Source organism: Schaalia turicensis, from assembly GCF_019380255.1.
Taxonomy (GTDB): Bacteria; Actinomycetota; Actinomycetes; order Actinomycetales; family Actinomycetaceae; genus Pauljensenia; species Pauljensenia turicensis_A.
This window is the reverse complement of the sequence record NZ_CP048928.1, coordinates 536,359-557,244: the sequence shown is the minus strand read 5'-3', so window position 1 is coordinate 557,244 and position 20,886 is coordinate 536,359. Positions and strand designations below refer to the sequence as shown.

Annotated in this window: 16 protein-coding genes and 3 tRNA genes; 9 read left to right on the top strand and 10 right to left on the bottom strand. The window is 55.8% G+C overall.

Annotated elements, in window-relative coordinates:
- Positions 1–190 precede the first annotated feature (190 nt).
- Positions 191–4,015, top strand: coding sequence for a multifunctional oxoglutarate decarboxylase/oxoglutarate dehydrogenase thiamine pyrophosphate-binding subunit/dihydrolipoyllysine-residue succinyltransferase subunit (locus G5S47_RS02360; RefSeq protein WP_219585740.1), 3,825 nt, complete (start codon positions 191–193; stop codon positions 4,013–4,015).
- A gap of 14 nt (positions 4,016–4,029) precedes the next feature.
- The gene (locus tag G5S47_RS02355) at positions 4,030–4,629 is read left to right on the top strand and encodes a GDSL-type esterase/lipase family protein (RefSeq protein ID WP_219585739.1); all 600 of its coding nucleotides are present in this window, start codon (positions 4,030–4,032) and stop codon (positions 4,627–4,629) included.
- 67 nt (positions 4,630–4,696) lie between these two features.
- On the opposite strand, the gene G5S47_RS08685 is transcribed toward G5S47_RS02355, so the two are convergent.
- The 3 genes from G5S47_RS08685 to G5S47_RS02345 all read right to left on the bottom strand — a co-directional run bounded on the left by G5S47_RS08685 (position 4,697) and on the right by G5S47_RS02345 (position 5,786).
- Positions 4,697–4,771 (bottom strand): 50S ribosomal protein bL37, encoded by a 75-nt coding sequence (locus tag G5S47_RS08685; protein WP_373273797.1) that lies wholly within the window; start codon positions 4,769–4,771, stop codon positions 4,697–4,699.
- Between the two features lie 90 nt (positions 4,772–4,861).
- A complete protein-coding gene (locus G5S47_RS02350; protein ID WP_219585738.1) occupies positions 4,862–5,188 on the bottom strand; it encodes an anti-sigma factor family protein in 327 nt (108 codons plus the stop codon).
- A complete protein-coding gene (locus G5S47_RS02345) occupies positions 5,181–5,786 on the bottom strand; it encodes a sigma-70 family RNA polymerase sigma factor (RefSeq protein ID WP_179370524.1) in 606 nt (201 codons plus the stop codon). Before G5S47_RS02345 ends, G5S47_RS02350 begins: the two co-directional genes overlap by 8 nt.
- A gap of 134 nt (positions 5,787–5,920) precedes the next feature.
- Between G5S47_RS02345 and G5S47_RS02340 the strand changes: the two genes are divergently transcribed.
- Genes G5S47_RS02340 through G5S47_RS02315 form a run of 6 tightly spaced genes read left to right on the top strand, consistent with a single transcriptional unit; the run spans position 5,921 to position 14,012 of the window.
- Positions 5,921–6,415, top strand: a complete 495-nt coding sequence (locus G5S47_RS02340) for a hypothetical protein (protein WP_006681772.1) — start codon at positions 5,921–5,923, stop codon at positions 6,413–6,415.
- Positions 6,412–7,746, top strand: coding sequence for a 3-phosphoshikimate 1-carboxyvinyltransferase (aroA, locus tag G5S47_RS02335; protein ID WP_219585737.1), 1,335 nt, complete (start codon positions 6,412–6,414; stop codon positions 7,744–7,746). The genes G5S47_RS02340 and aroA overlap by 4 nt, the downstream gene beginning before the upstream one ends.
- A complete protein-coding gene (rsgA, locus tag G5S47_RS02330; RefSeq protein WP_219585736.1) occupies positions 7,736–8,806 on the top strand; it encodes a ribosome small subunit-dependent GTPase A in 1,071 nt (356 codons plus the stop codon). The genes aroA and rsgA overlap by 11 nt, the downstream gene beginning before the upstream one ends.
- 9 nt (positions 8,807–8,815) lie before the next feature.
- Positions 8,816–9,613: a histidinol-phosphatase gene (gene hisN / locus G5S47_RS02325; protein ID WP_219585735.1), complete on the top strand. Its 798-nt coding sequence runs from the start codon at positions 8,816–8,818 to the stop codon at positions 9,611–9,613.
- 51 nt (positions 9,614–9,664) lie between these two features.
- Positions 9,665–10,885 carry a metallophosphoesterase family protein gene (locus G5S47_RS02320; protein ID WP_006681776.1) on the top strand — a complete coding sequence of 407 codons (1,221 nt, stop codon included), beginning with the start codon at positions 9,665–9,667 and terminating at the stop codon, positions 10,883–10,885.
- 1 nt (position 10,886) lies between these two features.
- Positions 10,887–14,012 carry an AAA family ATPase gene (locus tag G5S47_RS02315; protein WP_219585734.1) on the top strand — a complete coding sequence of 1,042 codons (3,126 nt, stop codon included), beginning with the start codon at positions 10,887–10,889 and terminating at the stop codon, positions 14,010–14,012.
- A gap of 143 nt (positions 14,013–14,155) precedes the next feature.
- Here the strand turns inward: G5S47_RS02315 and G5S47_RS02310 are convergent, their stop codons facing one another.
- Entirely contained in the window at positions 14,156–14,608 is a 453-nt protein-coding gene (locus tag G5S47_RS02310) for a DUF6912 family protein (protein WP_219585733.1), read from the bottom strand.
- Positions 14,609–14,646: 38 nt separating this feature from the next.
- Complete coding sequence (locus tag G5S47_RS02305; RefSeq protein WP_131367666.1) at positions 14,647–14,838, bottom strand: hypothetical protein; 192 nt, start codon at positions 14,836–14,838, stop codon at positions 14,647–14,649.
- A gap of 260 nt (positions 14,839–15,098) precedes the next feature.
- Here G5S47_RS02305 and G5S47_RS02300 point away from each other — a divergent pair, with 260 nt between their 5' ends.
- Positions 15,099–15,569, top strand: coding sequence for an Rv3235 family protein (locus G5S47_RS02300; RefSeq protein WP_006681779.1), 471 nt, complete (start codon positions 15,099–15,101; stop codon positions 15,567–15,569).
- Between the two features lie 126 nt (positions 15,570–15,695).
- Here G5S47_RS02300 and secA read toward each other — a convergent pair whose 3' ends face one another.
- The 5 genes from secA to gltX form a co-directional block, all read right to left on the bottom strand.
- On the bottom strand, positions 15,696–18,524 hold the full coding sequence (secA, locus tag G5S47_RS02295; RefSeq protein ID WP_006681780.1) for a preprotein translocase subunit SecA: 2,829 nt from the start codon (positions 18,522–18,524) through the stop codon (positions 15,696–15,698).
- 243 nt (positions 18,525–18,767) lie between these two features.
- A tRNA-Glu gene (locus G5S47_RS02290) sits at positions 18,768–18,843 on the bottom strand.
- Positions 18,844–18,892: 49 nt separating this feature from the next.
- Positions 18,893–18,968 (bottom strand) — tRNA-Glu (locus G5S47_RS02285).
- Positions 18,969–18,991: 23 nt separating this feature from the next.
- Positions 18,992–19,066 (bottom strand) — tRNA-Gln (locus G5S47_RS02280).
- 304 nt (positions 19,067–19,370) lie between these two features.
- Positions 19,371–20,876: a glutamate--tRNA ligase gene (gltX, locus tag G5S47_RS02275; RefSeq protein WP_219585732.1), complete on the bottom strand. Its 1,506-nt coding sequence runs from the start codon at positions 20,874–20,876 to the stop codon at positions 19,371–19,373.
- Positions 20,877–20,886 lie beyond the last annotated feature (10 nt).

Genomic DNA, 20,886 nt, shown 5'->3' with positions numbered 1-20,886 from the left:
GTTCAGTTTACCGATTCGTGCTCTGTGTAGCACAAGAATCCACTCTGTTGCCAGTTTCACCAAAAATTCTTCTTCTTTTCCCCAAAGACGCGTTCAAGCTATATCCAATCTCTATAAAATCGGGCCTAAAGACCCAGACTGTCCGTATGCTTTGCCGTAGGGTTCACGGCTGAACAGAACGGAGATTCTCGTGGCAACTGACAACGGAGCACAGCCGCAGGCAAATAATTGGTACGTCGACACCATGCGTCGCGCGTATCAGGCGGATCCAACTTCGGTTGATCCCTCGTGGCGCGCATTTTTTGCGACCGAGTCCGCTCCTCCTCAGTTGCGTGTTCCTCAGCCAACTGCCGAGGCCGCTCCGGCCGCATCGCACCCCGCCCCCGTTCAGACCGCGGTTTTCCCGCCGGCGGCCTCGTCGATCCACGATCACCCCACGACACACTTCGCACAGCCGAAAGCACGTATCTTAGCTGAATCTGTGTTCGAGGAACCCGAAGCGGACGCACCGGAAACGAACGTGGAGTCCGTGACGCGTTCTGACCTGCCCCCGGCTCCTCCGGCGCGCATCATGGAAGCAACGTCTCCCTATACTCGTCAGATGCACGGCCACACCGCCGCATCACTCAACACTGATCTTGCCGAGGAAGACGAGCTCCACATCCTCAAGGGCGTAGCACGCGCAACCGCGAAGAACATGGATGAATCCCTCTCTGTTCCTACTGCAACGTCACAGCGTCAGATACCTGCGAAGCTCCTGATTGAAAACCGCGCTCTGATCAACGCTCACTTGGCGCGCACCGTTGGTGGCAAGGTTTCCTTCACCCACCTGATTGGCTACGCCTTGGTCGAGGCTCTGTGCGAAATGCCGGATATGAACGTCCGCTATCAGATGGAAGGCACCAAGGCCGCGATCCACCGTCTAGCCCACGTCGGATTCGGCTTAGCAATTGACGTCACCAACGCCTCCGGCGGGCGTTCTCTGATGGTCCCGGTCGTCCACAAGGCAGACACCATGACCTTCATGGAATTCGTTGACGCATATCAGGATCTGGTCAAGCGTGCGCGCACAGGCGATCTTGGTACCGCTGACTTCCAAGGGGCAACCGTTACTCTGACAAACCCTGGAACAATCGGTACAACAACATCTGTTCCTCGCCTAATGAAGGGGCAGGGCCTCATTATCGGTGTTGGCGCAACCGACTACCCCGCCGAATACCGCGGAGTTTCCCCGCGCAAGCTGGCAGCAATGGGCATCGGCAAAACCATGTTTATGTCGTCGACCTACGACCACCGCATTATTCAAGGTGCGGCCTCCGGCCAGTTCCTCGCGCTCATCGATAAAAAGCTGTCGGGTCTGGATGGATTCTACGAACGCGTTTTCTCTTCACTTCACATCCCCCAGTACCCCTACGCCTGGGAAGCGGACCACGAGTACGACGTCGAGCGTGAGAAGGGGAAGCCCGCGCGCATCGTAGAGCTGATCCACGCATTCCGCTCACGCGGTCACCTTGCCGCAGACACGGACCCGTTGGCATACCGCGTGCGCCGCCACCCCGACCTGGATATCACCCAGTACGGCCTGTCCGTATGGGACCTCGATCGTCCCTTCCCGACCGGCGGATTCGGTGGCCAACAGCAAATGTTGCTACGCGATATCCTGACTCGCCTGTCCGACACGTACACGCGTAGCGTCGGCATTGAATACATGCATATTCAGGATCCCGAGCAACGACAGTGGGTCCAGCACCGCATCGAACTCCCCTACGAAGTTCCCACTCCAGTTGAACAGCGTCGAATTCTATCGACGCTGATCCGCGCCGAAGCATTCGAAGAGTTCCTTCAGACCAAGTTCATGGGACAGAAGCGTTTCTCCCTTGAAGGTGGCGAGTCACTGATCCCGCTTCTTGATGAGGTCCTTGCACGATCGGCACGAGAAGGTATCCACGAAGTTGCGATCGGAATGGCGCACCGTGGTCGACTGAATGTTCTGGCGAATATTGCTGGCAAGTCCTACGCGCAGATCTTCTCCGAGTTTGAAGGAAACCAAGATACTTCGTCGGTTCAGGGCTCCGGTGACGTGAAGTATCACCTAGGAACCTGGGGCGTCTACACCTTGGAAGACGGTGTGGCAACGAAGGTGTACATGGGCGCTAACCCATCGCACCTCGAGGCCGCCGACGCCGTCCTAGAAGGCATTGTCCGCGCCAAGCAGGAAGCGCTTGGCGATGAAAGCCTGCCAATTATCCCTGTTCTGGTTCACGGCGACGCCGCGTTCATTGGCCAAGGTGTTGTCCAGGAAACCTTCAATATGAGCCAGCTGACCGGTTACAAGACCGGTGGCACGATCCACGTGATCGTGAACAACCAGATTGGCTTCACAACCGGACCAACGTCTGGCCGTTCGACCCGCTACCCCACCGACCTTGCCAAGGGCCTCCAGGTACCGATCCTCCATGTGAACGGCGACGATCCGGAAGCTGTTGTCCGCATGGCAGCACTCGCCTTCGAGTACCGCAATACGTTCCATAAGGACGTCATCATCGACATGGTCTGCTACCGCCGTCGCGGTCACAACGAAGGTGATGACCCGTCGATGACCCAGCCCGTCATGTACGGATTGATTAATAAGATCCCGTCGACACGCACCGTTTACACGCGGAACCTCGTTGGTCGTCACCAACTGACAGAAGACGAGGCCCTCGCTTCGGCGACCGCGTACGAGAACGAGCTCTCGCGCATCCTGTCCGAAACTCGCGAAAACGGGTGGGCACCGCAAGATGATGCTGAGAAGGAAAGCGCCGGCTGGTTGATGCCCGACTCTCAGTTGCCCGGTTCCGGCATGATGATTGGCTGGCACTCAGCAACAACGACGGAAGAAATCCGCCGCATCGGTGACGCTCACGTTTCCTTCCCGCCCGGCTTTACCCCGCATCCGAAGATGGCTCAGCTCTGCGAGCGACGCCAAGAAATGGCCTACGGGAAGCGTCCCATTGACTGGGGATTCGGCGAACTCTTGGCTCTTGGCACACTGCTGATGGAGGGAACGCCCGTTCGTTTCTCGGGTGAAGACGCACGTCGCGCGACCTTCGTCCAGCGCCACGCTGTTCTTCACGACAACACGAACGGCCGTGAATTCACACCGCTTCAGTTCCTGACCCCAACGCAGGCGAAGTTCGATATCTTCGACTCTCCCCTGTCGGAGTATGCGGTGCTCGCATACGACTACGGTTATTCGGTGGAACGTCCCGATGCTCTGACCGTCTGGGAAGCACAGTTCGGTGACTTCGCAAACGGCGCGCAGCCCGTCATCGATGAGTTCGTATGCTCCGCCGAGCAGAAGTGGGGCCAGCGTTCTTCCTTGGTGATGATGCTTCCCCACGGTTTCGAAGGTCAGGGTCCCGACCACTCGTCGGCGCGTATCGAGCGTTACCTGCAGTTGGCTGCCCAGGACAATATGTGGATCGTTCAGCCGTCTACTCCGGCTAACCACTTCCATATGTTGCGTCAGCAAGCCTATCGACGCCCGCGTAAGCCTCTGATTGCCTTCACGCCCAAGCAACTGCTCCGTCTTGCCGCCGCAACTTCTAAGATTGAAGACTTCACATCTGGGACCTTTAGACCAATCATCGGTGAAGTTGATCCGTCGATTGATGCAACGCAGGTCACCAGGGTCTTGATCTGTTCCGGACGCATTTACTATGACCTTGTTAAGGAACGCAAAGCGCGTGGCGATCGTTCAACGGCGATCATTCGTCTTGAACAGTTCTACCCGCTTCCCGCCCAGGAGCTTGCTTTAGAGCTTGCCCGCTACCCGCACGCAGAAATTATGTGGGTTCAGGATGAGCCGAAGAACCAAGGTCCCTGGCCGTTCCTGGCACTCAATATGTTCATGGAGTTTGAACGTCCTGTTCGCCTTGTCTCTCGCCCCGAATCGGCAACAACCGCAGCCGGTCGAGGATCGGATCACAAGCGGCAGAACGCCGAACTCATGGCAGCAGCATTTGCTCGCTGACTCGAGGGAGCCCAATGAGACTTTGCGTTATCGGAGACGAACTGGTCACTGGAACTGGTGACCCGCGAGCGCTCGGCTGGATTGGTCGCGTGCTTGCTCGATCAGAGTTTGCAACGGCTCCAACGGTGATGACATTGGGCGTTCCCGGGGAATCCACGAATAGCCTGGCAGCGCGTTGGGAATCGGAAGTCGGGCTCCGCTTGAGTGCCGAAGGACCTCGCGGTTTGATTGTCGGTGTTGGTACCGCTGATATTTCAGCGGGTTTAAGCTCGGCTCGTTCGCGCTTGAATCTGGCGAATATCACCGATCGTGCTGCCTCGCTGGGGATTCCTTGCTTCGTGGTGGGACCTCCACCTCTTGCCGGGAGTGATTCTTCGTCGGTTGCTCAGCTTTCCCGTTCGATGAGTGAAGTATGCCAGCGCCGTGGCCTTCCTTACGTTGATACGTACACTCCCCTTGTTGCGCACGATCAGTGGTTTGAAGACATGGCAGCCTCGAGGGCGCGAACGGATTCAGGGCTGACGCTTCCCGGCCAGTCCGGATACGCCTTGATGGCGTGGCTCGTACTGCATTCAGGGTGGTACGAATGGACGGGTGCGACGCCTCGCGAGTAATGCGAAGGAAACTGATAAAACAAAATGCCCGGAGGCTTTAGCCTCCGGGCATTGCGTTAAAGACGGCTCATGCGTTTGGACGCTTGCCGTGGTTCGCACCGTGCTTCTTACGATCGCGACGCTTGCGGCCCCTCTTCGACATGTTGATCTCCTCAAGTTTTGAATTCAACCCTGACAGTTTCCCATAAAAACAGCGGTTAAGCCAACAGGGTGACCGTCCTAGCGACACACGTCACTGCCCTGACGTTTCGACATACACAGATGTTGTTTCAACCTGAACCGATGAGAGGCGAGCAAGCAGACGGGCTTCGAATCCTTCGGGAAGAGGCTCGTCATCGAAGAAGTGTCGCAACGCGGTTCGCACATGGCGTTCACGGTCTAATTCTTCGGCGCAGTGCTCGCATCCAGAAGCATGCGCGATCAAGGCAAGGCGTTCGCGTTCGCAGGGGCCTTCGACTGTTCCAGTATCAATGAGCGAGCGACGTTCTTCGCATTCTTCACAATCCACCAGGGCGAAGAGCGCTTCTCGGAACGCGTCGCATCCGATGGCTTCACTCATTGTTATCTCCTGTAATTCCATATTCTTTGGCAAGGTCTGCGAGTGTTCGGCGCAGGCTTGCTCGGCCTCTAGAGAGACGCGACATGACGGTTCCAATCGGAATGTCGAGTATGTCGGCAATCTCTTTGTAGCTGAGCGATTCAACATCGGCGAGTACAACAACTGCTCGCTGTTCGTCGCTCAGGCTGTGTAATGCTTCTTGAATTTGTGTTGACGGAATCCGAGCGAGAGCTTCGGTTTCCGCCGATTCCAAAGCAACTGAGTCGTGAGAAGCTGCTTGCATGAGCTGCCAGTCTTCGACGTCTTCGTTAGGCGAGTGTTTGGGTCGGCGTTGCGCTTTGCGATATTCGGAGATGAAGGTGTTCGTCAGTATCCGGTAGAGCCAGGCTTTCAGATTGGTGCCTTGGGCGTATTGATGGAACTTCGCATATGCGCGAAGATAGGTCTCTTGTACGAGGTCTTCAGCGTCTGTTCTGTTACCTGTCAGTCGCAGTGCTGCGCGGAAGAGCATTTTTTCGTACGGGATGGCATCGCGGACGAATGTCTGATCTAGTTCCACTTCTACAAAGGGACGAGAAGCGTTGTCGAAAGTAGTCATCGCTCTTAAGGGTAAGCGTTGGAGACCCAAATCGTGTGGTTCATACGTCTGTGAACGCGTGCGGACGAGGTTTGTATTCCATAATCAAGCGCGTTGTGGCTCACGAAAACCGCTTTTCATCGGACAATAGAAGCATGAATCTTCTTCGTGCATGTGCAAGGCCAGCTTTGGCGCTTCCCGCCCTCCTCGATGGCATTTCAGCTCTGCGTGAGCCTGAAGTGCACGTCGAGCGCGCTCACGTTGTCCGTCCGCTGATGGATACGGTGGCGGGCGAGGCCGCTCCCACCGATGAGCAGCTGACTGTTGCGACGCGGGTTTTAGGTGGCGTGATGCTGGGTGCAGCCACATGTTTTGCTCTTGGTAAGGCTCCTCGGACAAGCGCTACGGTTCTTGCGACTATTTCGATTCCGATGGCTCTTGTGAATCATCCGCTGTGGACTGCTCGTAGTCGCGCTGAGCGCCGTGAAATGACCTCTGGAATGGCATCCCGTTTCGCACTTGCTGGAGCATATGCGCTGGCCAGCACGGATCGCGTGGGTGCCCCGTCAGTGTCATGGCGAGTCAATCAGTGGCAGGCACGCCGTGCCCTAGAACGTGAGAAAGCTCTGGCGACAAAGGTTTCCGCTTGACTTCCCGCCTATGGCAGGCGCCCGTAGCATCGGGCACGTTAGATGCAACTATTGAGATCCCCGGGTCGAAGTCGCTGTCGGCTCGTGAGCTTTATCTTGCAGCGACCGCTGATTCTCCTTCTTCACTGACCGGGGTTCTTGATTCGCGGGATACTCGATTGTTTATAGACGCCCTTCGACTGTTGGGCGCTGACATTGAGTTTTCCGGCACCTCGGCGCACGTTGTCCCTCTTGATCCTCAAGCGCCAGAGCACACCGATGAGATCTCCATCGATTGTGGGCTTTCTGGCACGGTGATGCGTTTTATTCCGCCCTTGGCTGCGCTCAACAGTCGGATCACTCATTTCGATGGTGATGAGGGCGCTCGTCTACGCCCCCTCAAGCCACTCCTGGACGCTCTTGCGCAGTGTGGTGCCACGATCACCTACCACGGCGAAGAAGGATTCCTGCCTTTCACTATTCAAGGACCACTCCACCTTCCGGCGGGAGCAACAATCACGGTCGACGCTTGCGCATCATCACAATTCGTGTCATCTCTGCTGTTGGTTGCGCCTATGCTCAGCCATCCTGTAACGATCAGTGCACTCGGTAAAGTCGTTTCGCTCCCCCACATTGAAATGACGTGTCAGACCATGCGAGCGCGCGGATGCGATGTCGAGGAAATAGACGAAGGCGCCCCCGCGTTCCATTCCTGGCATGTCATCAACGAACGGTCGCGCGGCCTCGTCAATTCGATCGAACCCGACCTGTCGAATGCTGGCCCTTTCCTCGCAGCCGCACTGGTGTGTGGCGGAAAGGTGACGATCCCGCATTGGCCCGCTGAAACGACGCAGGCCGGTGACGCATGGCGCGACATTCTTCCACGGCTGGGAGCCGACGTTACTCTGCACGATGGCGCACTGACTGTGAGCGCGAAGGCCGGCCATATTCGCGGAATCGACGTGGATCTGGCAGACGTCGGGGAACTCACGCCGACGATTGCTGCGCTCACCGTTTTCGCTGATTCACCTTCGTTTCTACGAGGTATCGGTCATCTGCGAGGTCACGAAACTGACCGTCTAGCCGCTTTGGCAACAGAACTGCGGGCATGTGGTTGCCAGGTCGATGAGGGGACAGATTATCTGGCGATCACTCCCCCCACCACTCCAACGCCCGCGCTCCACCACGCCTATGCCGACCACCGAATGGCCACCTTCGCGGCAATCCTAGGATTGGGAATTCCGGGCACAACGCTGGACGATATTGCGTGCACATCAAAGACATTGCCCGATTTCCCTTTCATGTGGGCATCGCTTGTCGCTTCAAGCAAGGAGGCTTCCATTGAGGCGTGACACTGGAACCGACGATCCGCGCGTCAAAGTTCGCGCAGGAAAGTCAAAGCGTCCACGAACAAAAATTCGCCCAGATTGGTCTACTTCACCGCTCGGGCACGTCATTGCTATTGATCGTGGGCGATACCGCGTCAGGATGGAGGACGCGACAACTCTGAATGCTGTTCGCGCCAAAGAGCTGAAGCGCGGATCGGTGATCATGGGTGACCGCGTGCGCGTAACCGGGGACGTTTCGGGACGCGTCGATACGCTGGCTCGAATTGTCGCCGTCGAAGAACGCACTTCCATCCTTCGTCGGTCATTGGAAGACGCACCCGACCAACGCGGAGAAAAGGCGATTGTCGCGAACGCGGACACCATGTGTATCGTCGTCGCGCTGGCCGATCCGCCACCTCGAACCGGCATGATTGACCGATGTTTGGTGGCCGCATATGAAGCCGGAATGACCCCCATCCTCTGCCTCACGAAGTCCGATCTTGGCGTCCCAAGCGAGCTTCTTGCGACCTATACTCCATTTGGCTTCCGCATTATTGTTACGCAGGCGCTTGAGGGTGGTAAGGCCACTCCCACTGAGGGGCTCGGGGCATTAAAGGGCGCGCTTGCGGGTCATTTCTCCGTGCTTGTCGGGCATTCGGGTGTCGGAAAGTCAACGCTGATCAATGCGCTGGTTCCTGATGCTCACCGCAGTGTCGGGCACGTCAATGAAGTGACGGGACGGGGACGCCATACGTCCACTTCCTCCGAAGCATTCGAACTGCCCGAGGGCGGATGGATTATGGACACGCCCGGCGTCCGTTCTTTCGGCCTGGGGCACGTAGACGAAGAAGACGTTCTGGGAGTATTCCCGGAAGTTGCAGAAGCAACCTCGTGGTGCCTCCCCCTCTGTTCCCACGCGGAGGGCGAACCGAGTTGCGCAATCGACGCTTGGGTGCGTGGCGAGGCCCCGTTTGAGGCTGTCTGTCATGAAGACTCTGCGCGTCGCAACGCTATGGCACTGTCAGCGCGTCGCCTGCTTGATGCCGTTAACGCGGCAAAGCAAGCGTCACGCGATGCGCGCTAGAGTGAAGACATGCCTGAGTCTCGTTACGCTGATGATCTGAAAATAGCATTGGATCTTGCTGATCACGCTGATGAAATCACAATGGCGCGCTTTCAAGCATCTGATCTTGTTGTTGAGTCAAAGCCTGATCTCACGCCCGTGTCAGACGCGGATCGTGGTGTCGAAGACATGATCCGCACTGCGTTAGCGACTCGCCGCCCAGATGATGCGATCTACGGAGAAGAACGCGGTTCGTCTGGGGCGGGGACGCGACGTTGGATCATTGACCCGATCGATGGCACGAAGAACTTTGTGCGCAATGTCCCCGTGTGGGCGACATTGATTGCACTGGTTGATGGTTCCGATGTTGTTGTCGGTGTTGTGTCGGCGCCTGCGTTGGGACGACGCTGGTGGGCATCCCAAGGTGGCGGAGCATGGGAACAGTTTGGCTCGAATGCCCCTCATACTCTGCACGTTTCCACAATCAATGCCCTGTCGGAGGCGTCGCTATCGTATTCGTCGCTGACGGGTTGGCAGCAAGTTGGGCGGATCGACGAGTTCGTTGATTTGCACGCTCGCGTTTGGCGCACGCGCGCCTACGGTGATTTCTTCAGCTACATGCTGGTCGCCACCGGCGCTGTTGACGTCGCTTGTGAACCTGAGCTTGAGCTTTATGACATGGCCGCGCTGGTGCCAATTGTGACTGAAGCAGGTGGGCGCTTTACGTCTTTGTCCGGAGTAGCAGGCCCCTGGGGAGCGAATGCACTCGCATCAAACGGCTTGCTTCACGACCAGATTCTTGATCATTTCCACTGGCCAAAGGACTAATCCGTCGAGAGTGCAATTCGGTTTGTACACGGTATGCCTCACACTAGAAGCATGCAGATTCTTCACACATCGGATTGGCACGTTGGACGCACGCTTCACGGCGAGTCCCTATCTGACTCCATTGATGCCTTCTTTACCTGGTTAAAGGAACTGGTTATCCAGCGCAAAGTCGATGTTGTTCTGATTAGTGGCGATGTTTTTGACCGTAGCGTCCCACCGGTTCATGCAGTACGCCAGTTGTCCCGCTACTTGACCGATTTGGCTGGTCATACACGCATTATTCTGACGTCCGGAAATCACGATGGCCCCATTCGTTTGGGAATGTTCTCTGATCTTCTCAGTGATTCACTTGTCATAGAGACTGAACCGGAACGAATCGGCACTGCGATTGAGTGCGGCACTTTCGACGACGGTGCGTTGATCTATCCCGTGCCTTATCTTGAACCTGACCTTGTTCGTCAGATCCTGTCCGATCAAGAGATCGATGAAGAAACCTCACTGCCTGTTCCCCTGGCGCGCTCACACGAAGCCGTAATGGGGGCAGCACTGCGTCGAATCCATAACGACCTGCGTAAACGCCGCGCTCAGGGTGATGTGCGTCCGGCGATTGCGATGCCTCATGCGTTTATCACCGGCGGTAGCGCATCGGATTCAGAGCGCAATATCGAAGTCGGTGGCGTTGCCCATGTGCCGGCGGGAATCTTTGACACGCTTGGCGGGAAAAACGCACCGGTGGCACACCTTGCATACGTCGCAGCTGGGCACCTGCACCGTCCTCAACAGATTTCAGGAACCGTTGTTCCCGTGTTCTATTCGGGTTCACCAGTCGCATATTCTTTCTCGGAATATCGGGTAACCAAGCGCGTGTACTTGCTGGACACCGATGCAGTGGACGAAGCGGGATACCTTCACCCGCAACCGATTGCTATTCCTGTTCATCGTTCGATTGCTGTTCTACGCGGAACGATGGATCAGCTGATCACCGACCCTGACCCGAATGATCAAGCATCCTATTGCTCCATCACGGTGACCGATGATCTTCGACCCGATCGTATGATCCCACGGTTGAAAACGATCTATCCGTACGCGTTGATCATCCAGCACGAGTCATCGCTTACTCCGCCGTCTCACACGGGAGTATCTGCGGTTTCGTCTCGTAGCGATACTGAAATCTCTCTCGAGTTTTTTGAGCTCTTAGGCGGAGCAAAACTCACCGACACCGAGAGAGGCATCATTCAAGACACGTGGGAACAAGTAAGGAAGCAGGCCTGATATGAAGCTGATTCGTATCGAGTTCGCAGGAATCGGCCCTTTCTCTGGAAAGGAAACGATCGATTTCACCCGATTCGACGACTCCGGTTTGTTCCTGCTTGAAGGACCCACCGGGGCTGGAAAATCAACAATTCTTGATGCGATTACATTTGCATTGTACGGAATTGTTGCGCGCGGAAGCGACTCAACGAAGGATCGCTTGCGTTCTGACCATGTTCCGGCCAAAGCGAAGTCCTATGTCGAACTAGTCTTTGAAGTCTCCGAAGGTTTCTTCAAGGTCTACCGAGAACCCACATATATCCCCGAGGGCAATAAGACTGCGCGTAACGGGCAGCTGACGTTGATTCAGGTACACCCCGTCGAATCAGCCGATGGCCATTTTACCTACGTTGATGGGGATCCCGTCGGCCGTAACGCCGCCGAGATGAATCAGTGGATCACGCAAGCGGTTGGTCTGACAAAAGACCAGTTCGTTCAAACCGTCGTTCTTCCTCAAGGAAAGTTCGCTGATTTCTTGATGGCAAAGTCAGAGCAACGTGAAGCGCTTCTGAAAGATATTTTCAACACTCATCTTTTTACGACCTTCCAAAAGAAGCTTGCTGAAGTATCAAAACAACATTCAGATGACGTAGTAGAGGCAGAACGCGAGGTCACCCGTCGTTTCAGCGATCTAGAGAGCCTGTACGGACACCTTCAGGACTTCATTCGCCCCGCAGATGCTGATTCTTCCCACGATTCTGCTTTCTTAGCTTCACAGGATTCCCCCTCATCATTTGCGGATGTCGATCCTCTTGACCCCGATTCACAGCAGGCATCGACGCTGGCGATCACTCTCGCCCAGAGTGCTCATCGCGTATGCGATGAAGAAGAAGCCAAGCTCCCTGGGTTGATCGATATAGCCGAAGAATGTCACCGCAAGCTCGAAGCTACCCGCGCCTTGAACTCCTTGGTTGAAGAACGCATGGAACTCCAATCTCACTTGGAGATGCTGATGGAGCACGCTTTGATCATTGATCAGTACAAGAAGCGTCATTCCGATGCTCTTATTGCTTCCTCGCTCTCTGGGCCGGTTCGTCAATTCACCGACGCTCGCGACTATATGTCAGTCAAAAATACCGAGCTTCTCACTGCGCATCGTCAGCTTCGCTCACGGTTCACGACCCTTTCGCATATTGAGGAAGATTCTCTTTCCTCTCACATGGTTGACGAGCTTTTAGAAGAACTCAGCACCATTGTGGAAGCTCTCAGTGCCAAGAAAGCAACTCTTGAGAACCTCACGTCACTCGAGCACGAACTCAGTAATGAACGCGAAGAACAAGAGGCATTAACAGCCTCACTTGCTGTACTCACCCAGAAACGCACCCAGCTTGAAGACCAGCTTTCCCAGCTTCCCAAAATGCGTGAAAGCGCCCTTCAGGGACGCGAAAACATGTTGAAAGACTTGGAGCTCTTCGCAACAGGCGAACGCGACATGGCGCTCTTACAACCGCGTTACCAGGCTGCGTGTGAAGTCGCTGAGCATATCGAAATCCTCAAGATCAGGGCTAAGAACATTCAAAGTGCTCGTCGCCGGGCGCAAGAAGCTAACATCGCTTCCCTCCAAGCACATATGCGGTGGATGGATCATGCCAGTGGCAGTCTTGCCACCCAGCTTGAAGACGGCAAGCCCTGCCCTGTTTGTGGTTCGGTGGAGCATCCAGCTCCGGCACGTATCGACCAGACGGACGCTGTCACCCTCGAAGACCTTGATGCTGTCGATCAGGCGCGTTCGAAAGCAGAGCAGGAATTGAACGAAGCACATATGCTTCACGCTCAGACCAACCAAGCCATAGCGAGCGGAAACACAATTGCACGTGCGGATAAAGCTTCGTTGGAACTCGAAATCAAGAATGCTCAAGAAAGAATCGACAAGCATTCAGCGTTGTCTCAAACGATCAAGGAACTTGATCAGGCTCTGGCCGAACTTGAGCAGAACATTAGCCGTGTGAAAGACGAGCTCGCTGAAACCAAGGTGGAAATTGGCAAGGCGCAGACACAACACTCTTCGCTTGCCCAATCAATCGATACGAAGCAGGCTCGGTGTGAAGAAGGCCGTGGAACCTTTGAATCAATCGAAGCGCATCTGGCGAATGTCAGCGATTCTTTGACTGAAGCTCGCACGCATCACAAGCACCTCCAAGAGTGGAATCAAAGCTATGCGCGCCTTGAAACTACAACGAATGCGCTGACGCAGGCTCTCACTGATTCGCCGTGCGCTTCCATCGAGGAAGCCCTCGCTTTCGTTGATTCACATTTCATCGCTGGCGAAGAGCTCCGTGCATTAAAGGACCAGATTGACTCCCATCAGAGTGATCTTCAGATAACGCGAAACCAACTCCTGGACAAACGTCTTGCCAATGTTGCTGATCGAAGTGTGCAGTCTACGGCGGCCTTGGAAGAAGCGGATACCAATGCGACGGCTGCGCGCGATGCCATGCAACACCGCTGTGGTCAGCTCAGTGCTCTTGTGGGACAGATTGACGATGCTCACACGCACTTTAAGACCGCCGTGGCAGAGCTCGACCATGTCCGAGCAGAAGTTGCTCCGTACCAGCGTCTTGTGAATATCGTCAACGGTGGATCTCTCAATCTCAGTTCGACTCCCCTATCATCATGGGTGCTAGTGTCGCGTCTCAATGAGGTTTTGGATGCGACGAATCCTCGTCTCAACGCATTCTCCGGTGGTCGCTACCAACTGATCTGCAGGCCAGAAGATGGCACTCGTTCAAAGAAGTCTGGGTTGGGGTTGGCAATTCACGATCTGGAAACAGACCACATTCGCAAGACCCAAACGTTGTCCGGTGGCGAAACGTTCTATACCTCTCTCGCACTGGCGTTGGGGTTGGTTGACATTGTCACTGCTGAATCGGGGGGCACGGAAATCAAATCGATGTTCATCGATGAAGGATTCGGCTCATTGGACTCCGATACGCGTGATGTCGTCATGCACCACCTGCATGCGTTGCGCCAGAGTGGTCGAACCGTTGGTGTCATCAGCCACGTCGAAGAGATGTCAAAGCAGATCAGCGATCAGATCCATGTTCGCCCCAAAGCAAACGGTGGTTCAAGCTTGTCGATCGACTTCTGATTCCAGGCGATACATTATCCCCTTCCGTTTCAATAGACGGTTTGTCAGAGAGGAAAGGAAAGGCCTTGCTTCATCGAGTGGGGAGCTAGCGTTGATCACGCTCCCTCCCCCACGATGCATCAGGCATCAGTAAATACAGATTCCTACTTCAGAATCTCGCGCAGCGCATCTCGTTCCGACACATCAAACCACTGCAGAGGAAACTCCCAGAGATCACTAATCGCGTGGTCTGCCTGGTCTTGATCATCGGCTTCTATCACGCGCCGAACCTGCTCCGATGTTTCACCATCATCGGCAAGAATCGCAACGACATCGTTCCAATCACACCGAACATTGTTGACTTCAAGCACTCCGGTTCCAGAAGGCACTGCGTCCGTTTGAATGTCAGTTGCAAGCACAATACGCGCATATGCATGCGTTGGGGCATCGCGCAGAAGAATCAGCGAAGCCAACGCAGCCTCGACCTGCGCATCATCTTCAAGCACTTCAACGTCCTCACGCCCCATGTCTGGGGAAGGAACGGCTACGAAGGCCTGTCGCAAAGAAATCTGTTCTTCGCCAAGATCAGACGATAGAGCGGGGAAATATACGCGCATAGCTTCAGTGTTCCACACTTACCCTTGTGTCTTGCTTGTCATTGAGCGCGTTGAAGCAAATAGCTTCCTCTCTTCGCAACACATGCGAGCACTATAACGCTGATGAGGCGATGATGCGCCGCTTCAAACTCATCATTTTTCTTTGAAAAAACGCCATTTTTTAACTCTTCTAGGGCTTTTGTCGTTACGAAGAACAGTTGAAAAGCATTCAGGGGTAAAAAGTTATCCACAGGACTTGAAATCTATTGACAGCATCCACCCACAGACCGCACACTCATAACTCATAAACAACCTTTACACAAAAACCTATATCGGCGCGTCGCAATATCGCACCTCATTCGATGCCACTTTTTAACGCGCGCACCACATCCCCAGCGCAAGGAAGGGAGTAGCAAATACAGCGGTACACAATCAGCCCTTCATGTCTACATGACGGACGATGAACACAGTCAAACACACCGAGAATCTCAAGATAAGAGGAGCTATACCAATGGCAACGATGCCAGCCTCCTTCCCGTACATGCCCGAACGTCGCATGTTTCGCTGGGACCTCACAATCGACGTTCCTCCGAAGCAACAAGCTGACACTCGGACATGGCTCGAATCGCGGGCTACTCCCTACGGACACTATCCAGACACACTTCCTGACGTGGGACCGTGGGCTGCAGGTTTTGCCCGCGCAGCCATCGAGGCAGTCCTTGATCTCAGGGACAAACGTCAGCTGGAGCGCTGGATGCTTCCGCAACTTTTCAACGCTTTCAAACACCTGAGTTTCCGGGAAGAAGGCGACGAAGAAACCCGAACAGGGTGTATCCCCGTCACGTGGCGAGCAAGCGAGCCCAGCCCCGGAAAAGTTGAAGCGTCCGTCGTTATTCGCGGTGCTGCACGATGCTATGCGGTGGCACTGCGCCTACAAGAGTTCAAAGGTCGCTGGATGACGACCGCTCTTGAAATCGCTTAGAAGTTCACAGCGATTGAAGTAAACGAACTTCTCCCCAGAAAACATCAATGACGATGTTCTTCTGGGGAGAAGTTTTCGTTTTTTATCGTCGCCTTCTTAGATAATCACCAAGGCGAGAGCCAGCGCTTATTTTCGATGACGCGCTTTCTTTGCCGACGCGCGACGCTGAGCACGATTCGACGACGCGCCAGACGAGGTTGCCCTGCCCTGCGTTGCCGTCCCATCGGACGATGAGTAGCTGAGCTTCGCCAGGTTGAGGCGCTGAGCTTCGCCGATGACAACCTGCGCCTTAGCAGCGGCAACGGGGCTGGCCGGAGCAGGCGCATCAGCAGACTCGGCCTGGGCGGCCGGTTCTTCTGCCGATTCCTTCGCAGATTCATCATCTTTAAAGAGGCCTTGTTCCTTTGCCTGTTCAAAAGCACGCTCGAACTGGTGGGAAACAGAGAAGACCTGCTGGACCGATTCTTCCTTGATGCGCTCCATCATGGATTGGAACATCTGAGCGCCCTCGTCTTTGTATTCGACGAGCGGGTCGCGCTGACCCATGGCACGCAGGCCAATACCTTCCTTGAGGTAGTCCATTTCGTAGAGGTGCTCACGCCAGAGACGGTCAACGGTCGCGACAACAACACGACGTTCAAGGTCACGCATCGGTTCTTCACCGAGCTGACCGCGAGCAAGCGGATTGGCCTTCAGAGCTTCTTCCGCATCCTCGTAGACAGCGGTAATGTCACCATAGATTTCTTCGACCAAGTCTTCACGAACCAGTGAACCTGCCCCACCGTGTTCTTCTTCGACTTCCTGATAGGTCACTGACGGTGGGTAGTAGCCACGCAACGTATCCCAGAGAACGTCAAGGTCCCATTCGGCGGGGCTGATACCACCGGTCTTTTCATCGATAATTCCAGTGACCAGTGAACGCATGAAGTTCTTCATCTGGGGCTCGAGGTCTTCGCCTTCGAGGACACGACGGCGCTCATCGTAGATCAGTTCACGCTGATTGGTCATCACGTCGTCGTACTTCAGAACGTTCTTTCGAATTTCGAAGTTGCGCGCTTCAACCTGGTGCTGCGCCGATGCGATCGAACGTGAAACAAGCTTGTTTTCCAGTGGTAGGTCTTCGGGGTATGCGCCCGAGGCCATGATGCGTTGCGCCATACCCGAGTTGAACAGGCGCATCAGGTCGTCTTCCATGGACAGGTAGAAGCGCGATTCGCCGGGGTCACCCTGACGTCCGGAACGACCGCGCAGCTGATTGTCGATGCGACGCGATTCGTGGCGTTCTGAACCCAAAACGTACAGGCCACCAAGCTCACGGACCTCTTCGCGTTCTGCCTGGACGGCCGCATCTGCTTCTTCAAGGGCGATCGGCCACGCCGCACGGTATTCGTCAGCATTTTCCTTCGGGTCAAGTCCCTTGGCCGCGAGGTTTGCCTGAGCGATGAACTCGGAGTTACCACCGAGCATAATGTCGGTGCCTCGACCAGCCATGTTGGTTGCCACCGTGACCGCACCCTTGCGACCGGCCATTGCGACAACGGCAGCTTCGCGCGCGTGCTGCTTTGCGTTCAGGACCTGGTGCGGAATGTGTCGTTGCTTGAGCAACTGGGACAGCAGTTCGGACTTTTCAACCGAAGCGGTACCCACCAAAACCGGCTGCCCCTTTTCGTGGCGCTCAGCGATATCTTCAATGATTGCCTTGAGCTTGCCGGCTTCAGATGGGAAAACGAAGTCCGGCTGATCCTTGCGGATCATCGGCTTGTTTGTCGGGATCGGGATAACGCCGATCTTATAGGTGGAGGCGAATTCCGCTGCTTCGGTTTCTGCCGTACCGGTCATACCAGCGCGGGAGCCCTCCGGGTAGAGGCGGAAGTAGTTCTGCAAGGTGATCGTTGCCAGGGTCTGGTTTTCAGCCTGGATTTCGACGCCTTCCTTGGCCTCGATCGCCTGGTGCATACCGTCGTTGTAGCGACGCCCCGGAAGGACACGGCCGGTGTGCTCGTCGACGATCAGAACTTCACCGTCGGTGACAATGTAGTCCTTGTCTTTGTGGAAGAGTTCCTTGGCGCGGATCGAGTTGTTCAGGAAGCCGATCAGTGGAGTATTTGCTGCCTCGTACAGGTTTTCGACGCCGAGCTGGTCTTCGACGTGGTCAATACCTGCTTCGAGAACACCGATGGTCTTCTTCTTTTCATCAACTTCGTAGTCGACGTCGCGCTCAAGCATGCGTGCAATGCGAGCGAATTCCACGTACCAGTGGTTGACGTCGCCCGAGGCCGGGCCCGAAATGATGAGTGGCGTACGGGCCTCATCAATGAGGATCGAGTCAACTTCGTCGACGATGACGTAGTTGTGGCCACGTTGAACCATGTCATCGAGGGTGGATGCCATGTTGTCGCGCAGGTAATCGAAGCCAAACTCGTTGTTGGTTCCGTAGGTGATGTCAGCTTCGTACTGCTTACGGCGTTCTGCAGGCTTTTGTCCGACCAGCACACAGCCGGTGGTCAGGCCGAGGAAGTTGTAGACTCGAGCCATGATGTCCGACTGGTATTTTGCCAGGTAGTCGTTGACCGTAACGACGTGGACGCCCTTGCCGGTGAGTGCACGCAAGTATGCGGGCATCGTGGCGACGAGGGTCTTGCCTTCACCGGTCTTCATTTCGGCAATGTTGCCCTTGTGCAGTGCGATGCCCCCCATGACCTGGACGTGGAAGGGACGCATACGCAGGATGCGCCAGGACGCTTCGCGGACTGTTGCGAAAGCTTCAACTAGGAGGTCGTCGAGGGTTTCGCCCTCTTCAAGACGAGCCTTGAATTCGGCGGTTTTTGCCTGGAGTTCTTCGTCCGTGAGCGCCTCGAAGTCTTCTTGCAACGCATCAACCTGGGTGGCAAGCTGATCAAACTTCTTGAGTGTACGGCCTTCGCCGGCTCGCAGAATCTTGTCAATGAGGGACACAGATACTCCTGACGTTCATTTCGGACCGTCGTCCGATTGTGCGTGCGCACCGAACCAGTCTACGTAAAGATAGGCGCACACTCGAATTATGAGCGTCGAAAGTTAGTATTTTCCGCTCACATTTACCTCAGTGCGCTCCACGCTCGCCCAGGTACGAGGCCGGGATCACCATCTAGTCGCGATCCTGTCAGCGCCCGGTGGCAGATAAACAAAAACACCCACGCCACAAAGCATGAGTGCAAATGGTACCCCCAGCCGGATTTGAACCGGCGTTAACGCCGTGAGAGGGCGTCGTCCTAGGCCGCTAGACGATGGGGGCGCTGAAATTCTCATGGTGAAAACTTCAAGTTAAACCGAGAAAATCGGTTTGGTACCCCCAGCCGGATTTGAACCGGCGTTAACGCCGTGAGAGGGCGTCGTCCTAGGCCGCTAGACGATGGGGGCCTATCGGAAAACATGCGTTCCGATGGCTGGGGTACCAGGACTCGAACCTAGAATGGCTGAACCAGAATCAGCTGTGTTGCCAATTACACCATACCCCATTGGCAATCGCAGTCACCGCTGAGGTTTCTTGCGACGAAAAGAAAGATTAGTCGAGTGTGGCACTAATGCCAAATCGAGCGGGCATGTTTCGACTCACATTCTCCTGCCCCTCCCCGTTCATCAGGGAGATGGCGCATCGAAACAACGTCTTTCACGTTCAGCGATCCGCGATGCACCTCGCACATTCACGATGAAAACAAAGCGGAGAATCAGAGCGGAAGATGCCGAAAGCCACACTTGGCCTCCCCCAAACGCTTTCGTGCCAGCCGGTAGCAACCGATTGGCACGAAAGCGTTGAGGAAATCAGGCGAGCGTCGCGATGAAGCGATCAAGGCGAACAAGGGTTTCTTCCTTGCCCAGGATTGCCATCGAGTCAACGACGGGCAGCGACACGTTCGAGCCGGTCATCGCCACGAAGAGCGGGCCGAATGCGAAGCGTGGCTTCACACCCATCTCTTCGACCAGCTTGGCATCGAGCGCGGGCTTGATTGCCTGAGCACTGAAGTCATCGAGTCCGGCAAGGACCTCACGTGCGGCGGCGAGCACGCCCGGAGCGGAATCCTTGAGCTTGGAAACAGCCTTTTCGTTGTACTCGAGGGCGCTTGCGCCGACGAACAGGAAGCGCATCAGTGGGCCAGCCTCGCCGAGCGTCTGAATGCGGGTCTGCGCCAGCGGAGCAGCATTGTCGAGGGTTGCCTTCTCGGTATCGGTGAGCTCGGAGTAGATTGCGGCGCTCATGTAGCCTTCGCGTGCCAGGAACGGCACTAGGCGACGGGTGAAATCACAGGTGTCGAGGCGACGAATGTGCTCGGCGTTCGTGGCGACGGCCTTCTTCTGATCGAAGCGCGCCGGGTTCGGATTCACCTGAGCAATATCGAACGCTTCAACCATTTCGTCCATCGTGAAGATGTCACGGTCGGGTGCGATCGACCAGCCGAGGAGGGCGAGGTAGTTGTTCAGGCCCTCGGGAATCATGCCGGCTTCCTTGTGGAGTAGCAGGTTCGATTCGGGGTCGCGCTTGGAGAGCTTCTTGTTGCCCTCACCCATGACGTAGGGCAGGTGACCGAAGCGAGGCATGAACTTGGCGATGCCGAGTTCTTCGAGTGCGCGATAGAGAACGATCTGGCGCGGGGTGGAGGACAGCAGGTCTTCGCCACGCAGAACGTGCGTGATCTCCATCAGTGCATCGTCGACCGGGTTCACCAGCGTGTAGAGCGGGTGGCCATTGGCACGAACGATGACGTAGTCCGGAACCGAGCCTGCTTTGAAGGTGATTTCACCGCGGATAAGGTCGTTGAACGTGATGTCTTCGTCGGGCATGCGCATGCGCAGAACCGGCTTGCGGCCTTCAGCCTTGAATGCAGCGACCTGTTCTTCGGTGAGGTCACGGTCGAAGCCGTCGTAGCCAAGCTTCGGGTCTTCACCCTTTGCGCGGTGGCGTTCTTCGATTTCTTCGGGGGTGGAGTAGGACTCGTAGGCGAAACCATTTTCGAGGAGCTTTGCTGCGACATCAGCGTAGATGTCCATGCGCTCGGACTGGCGGTACGGGCCGTGAGGGCCACCCTTGTTGACGCCTTCGTCCCAGTCAAGGCCAAGCCATGCCAGGGAGTCGAGGATCTGGTCGAACGATTCCTGGGAATCGCGAGCAGCGTCGGTGTCTTCGATACGGAAGACGAAGGTACCGCCGGTGTGGCGCGCGTATGCCCAGTTGAACAGGCAGGTTCGGACCATTCCTACGTGGGGTGTACCGGTCGGTGAGGGGCAGAATCGAACGCGCACGTCGGCGCCGGAAGCAGTCGTTTCACTCATGATGCTTTTA